The organism is Microcoleus sp. S13_C5 (genome assembly GCF_036700845.1).
GTDB lineage: Bacteria > Cyanobacteriota > Cyanobacteriia > Cyanobacteriales > Microcoleaceae > Microcoleus.
In genome coordinates, this window is sequence record NZ_JAUBPR010000226.1 from 1 (window position 1) to 4308 (window position 4308).

Annotated in this window: 2 protein-coding genes and 1 pseudogene; all 3 read left to right on the top strand. The window is 43.2% G+C overall.

Annotation, left to right across the window (positions count from 1 at the left end; genetic code table 11):
- Positions 1-155: 155 nt before the first annotated feature.
- A complete protein-coding gene (locus QUA04_RS28830) occupies positions 156-1493 on the top strand; it encodes an ATP-binding protein (protein WP_333263982.1) in 1338 nt (445 codons plus the stop codon).
- Entirely contained in the window at positions 1490-3784 is a 2295-nt protein-coding gene (locus tag QUA04_RS28835) for a tetratricopeptide repeat protein (RefSeq protein ID WP_333263985.1), read from the top strand. The genes QUA04_RS28830 and QUA04_RS28835 overlap by 4 nt, the downstream gene beginning before the upstream one ends.
- Positions 3785-3991: 207 nt before the next feature.
- A pseudogene (locus tag QUA04_RS28840) lies at positions 3992-4308 on the top strand (Uma2 family endonuclease); the annotation flags it as partial.

Below are 4308 nucleotides of genomic sequence, written 5' to 3' on the forward strand. Positions count from 1 at the left end.
ACGGAAAAACTTTGGGGTTCCCACTTTTCACAACTGATAAAAAAATTCCACCCACATCTGCGGAATGTGGGTTATAATTATCTGGGTTTATCCGTGTTCATCTGCCTTAAATCTGCGGTTGAGCCTATAAAAAACCAAAAATACTAAAAAAAATTATGACTCAAAATACAGAAAAACTACTAAAAGACCTCTACAACGCCTTTAACCCATCTTCTCCTTTACCAGCAGGCGACCCTCAATATGTTGACTGTGGGGAAGTGCGAGGAGATGACAATATTACCCTAGACTTGGGCCTCAACATTGAGCGTTCAGAACCGATGACTTGCCAGTTGTATGCAGGACATCGCGGTGCTGGAAAATCAACGGAATTGCTGCGGCTACAGCAACACTTGAACAACAAAGGTTATTTTGTAGTTTATTTTGCGGCTGACGCGGAAGATATCAATCCCGAAGATACTGAATATACAGATATTTTGCTAGCTTGCACCAGACATTTATTAGAAGCAATTAAAGAGGCTGACTCCAAGCCTTTGCTCAATTGGATGAAAGACCGCTGGGACGATTTAAAAGATTTAGGGCTAACAGAAATATCTTTTGAAAAATTGAGCTTAGAGGCGCAAATTAGTCAGTTTGCCAAGTTGACGGCGAATGTGAGAACTCAACCGAGTCTGCGCCACAAAATCCGAGAAAAAGTTGAGCCCCAAACACAAACGCTGATTGATGCGCTAAACGAGTTTATTGGCGACGCTAAAAAAAAGTTGCCCAACAAATATTCGCAACTGGTAGCGATTGCCGATAATTTAGACCGGATTGTGCCATTTTCTGCGACAGACGCAGGAGGACGCAGCAATCTAGACCAAATTTTCTTAGACCGCAGCGAACAACTCCAAGCTTTAGATTGTCACGTCGTTTACACTGTACCGATTTCGATGGTGCATTCTAACCGCGCTGCTGATTTAAGCGATAAGTACAATACTCCGCAAGTGCTGCCAATGATTCTGGTACAGAATCTCGATGGTAGCGCTCACCAACCGGGACTTGCTAAAATTAAAGAGTTGATTAAGAAGCGGGTGCAAAAAATCGCTCCAAATCTATCTTTAGAGACAGGATTGTTTGACACCGAAGAAACCCTAGAACGGCTGTGCTTGATGAGTGGAGGTCACGTTAGGGATTTGATGAAGATGATGCGAGAGGCTGTGAATCAAACACAGAATTTGCCAATTACTGCCAAAGCGGCCCAAAGAGCAATCACGAAAGAGCGGAATGTCTACCGCAAAACTCCCGGACAAGATGAATGGTCAATTTTAGCAAAAGTCTCTATTTCTCACCGGATTCTTAATGAAGAAAAGCACCGCAATTTACTATTTAACCGCTGTATTTTGGAATACCGATATTTTGATAATGAAGGAGAAATGCAGCCTTGGTATGATGTTCACCCGCTAATTAAAGGCATTCAGGAATTTAGGGAAGCAGTCGCTCTACTTCAGCCATGAAACCAGAAGCAATTGATTGGGACGAAGATTTGCCACCTGCAGAACCGGAGGAAGAATATCTAACTCTGGTACGCACTCTCAAGCGGACAGATGGCTTTAGCTTGTTGTTTGTGGAGTGTTCGCCGGCGGAGGGAGAACGCTGGATTGCTAGAGTTAAAACAGATATTCCGCAGCAAAATATTGAGGTTTTGCGGCTGAAGGAATCGGTTTATGATTTTTACAATCTAATTGAAGAGTTGCCAAATCGCGATCGCATCAATGTCCTATTCGTCCAAGGTTTAGAATATTCACTTTATGAATACGAACAAGAGAAAAAGGATATCGGCTGGGAAAGTAAGGATATCTACTCTTACAGTTGGCGGGGAGTGCCGCCTGTTTTAATTAATTTAAACCAGCAGCGAGAACGATTTCGAGATAATTTTAAAATCTGTTTTGTTTTTCTGTTGCCTAAGTTTGCTATTGATTATTTTATTCAGCGGGCACCTGATTTCTTTGATTGGCGATCGAGTTTATTTAAGTTGTCAATGGATAAAGAACTGCTGCAACGGGAATCAAGGCAGGCTTGTTCCGAAAGAAGGAAGCACGAAGATTATCTAGCTTTGACTCCCCAAGAACGGAAACGGGAATTGGTGAGGATTCAATCTTTAATTGATGAGGATGGGCAAACACCCGAACAAAAAGCAGAATTGTTTTATGAACAAGGTTTATTGTATGGCTATGCTCAAGAATATACAAAGGCGATAGCCTCCTACGACAAAGCCTTAGAATTCAAACCAGATAAACACGAAGCCTGGACATCTCGGGGCAATGCACTGGGTAATTTAGGAAGATGGGAAGAAGCGATAGCCTCCTACGACAAAGCCTTAGAAATCAAACCAGATAATCACGCAGCCTGGTACTATCGGGGTATTGCAGTGCATAATTTAGGAAGATGGGAAGAAGCGATAGCCTCCTACGACAAAGCCTTAGAATTCAAACCAGATAAACACGAAGCCTGGAAATATCGGGGCAGTGTACTTTATAATTTAGGCAAGCTAGAAGAAGCGATAGCCTCCTACGACAAAGCCTTAGAATTCAAACCAGATAAACACGAAGCCTGGAAATCTCGGGGCAATGCACTGTATAATTTAGAAAGATGGGAAGAAGCGATAGCCTCCTACGACAAAGCCTTAGAATTCAAGCCAGATGATTACGTTGCCTGGAACTATCGAGGCAATGCACTGCGTAATTTAGGCAAGCTAGAAGAAGTGATAGCCTCCTATGACAAAGCCTTAGAATTCAAACCAGATGATTACCTTGCCTGGAACTATCGGGGCAATGCACTGCGTAATTTAGGCAAGCTAGAAGAAGCGATAGCCTCCTATGACAAAGCCTTAGAATTCAAACCAGATGATTACCTTGCCTGGAACTATCGGGGCAATGCACTGCGTAATTTAGGCAAGCTAGAAGAAGCGATAGCCTCCTATGACAAAGCCTTAGAATTCAAACCAGATTATCACGCAGCCTGGAAGAATCGGGGCAGTACACTGGGTAATTTAGGAAGATTGGAAGAAGCGATAGCCTCCCTCGACAAAGCCTTAGAAATTAAACCAGATTCATACGAACCCTGGTACAATCGGGGCATTGGACTGGCTAATTTAGGCAGATGGGAAGAAGCGATAGCCTCCTTCGACAAAGCCTTAGAAATTAAACCAGATTCATACGAACCCTGGTACAATTGGGGCATTGGACTGGCTAATTTAGGCAGATGGGAAGAAGCGATAGCCTCCTTCGACAAAGCCTTAGACATCAAACCAGATTCATACGAACCCTGGTACAATCGGGGCATTGCACTGGCTAATTTAGGCAGATGGGAAGAAGCGATAGCCTCCTTCGACAAAGCCTTAGAAATTAAACCAGATGAGGACGAGCCTTGGTACAACCGGGGCACTGCACTGGCTAATTTAGGCAGATGGGAAGAAGCAATAGCCTCCTTCGACAAAGCCTTAGACATCAAACCAGATTCATACGCAGCCTGGAACAATCGGGGCACTGCACTGGCTAATTTAGAAAGATGGGAAGAAGCCCTCGCCTCCTTCGACAAAGCCTTAGAATTCAAACCAGATGAGGACGCAACATTTTATAATAAAGCTTGCTGCTATGCGTTACAGAGTCAGATTGACCAAGCAATTCAGAATTTGCAGCAAGCCATCAATCTGAATCCTGACAAATACCGAGAAATGGCAAAAACTGACTCGGATTTTGACAGCCTGCGATCGCATACTCGGTTTCAAGCCTGGATTCAAGAATAGGGATTTGCCCTTGGGCGGGGCGGGTTTATGAGATAGTCGGTTTTAGGCAATTATTGTTGGTAAAACCCGCCCTTACAGCATCACAAATACTCTCATTATTTCTTAGTCTGCGTAGGCGGACTTGGTTTTTGTAGACGCGGTTTCAACCACAGGCTTATCTGAATAAATAGTACAATTAAACTTAGATACTTCTCGGAGACAAACACTATGCAAGTCACAACCGAAGAAATCATTTATCCTTCCAGCGATGGTCAACCAATGGCAGAAAGCACAATTCAATATGAATTAATTGTCAAAATTAAAGAAGGTTGCGAATCGCTGTTTAAAGATAACCCAAACGTTTTTGTAGCTGCCGATTTACTGTGGTATCCAGTTGAAGGGAAACCGGAAATTTCTCAAGCACCTGATACGATGGTGATATTTGGGAAGCCAAATGGCGATCTTCCTACCCACATTCCGCAGATATTCAAGCAGAAGGAAAGGAAGATAGATTCGGAAACACAAAACTCCCAAACGATTGCCGT

Coding starts and splice junctions, on each gene's coding strand:
- QUA04_RS28835 (WP_333263985.1), top strand. CDS start 1,490: ATGAAACCAGAAGCAATTGATTGGGACGAAGATTTGCCACCTGCAGAA.
- QUA04_RS28830 (WP_333263982.1), top strand. CDS start 156: ATGACTCAAAATACAGAAAAACTACTAAAAGACCTCTACAACGCCTTT.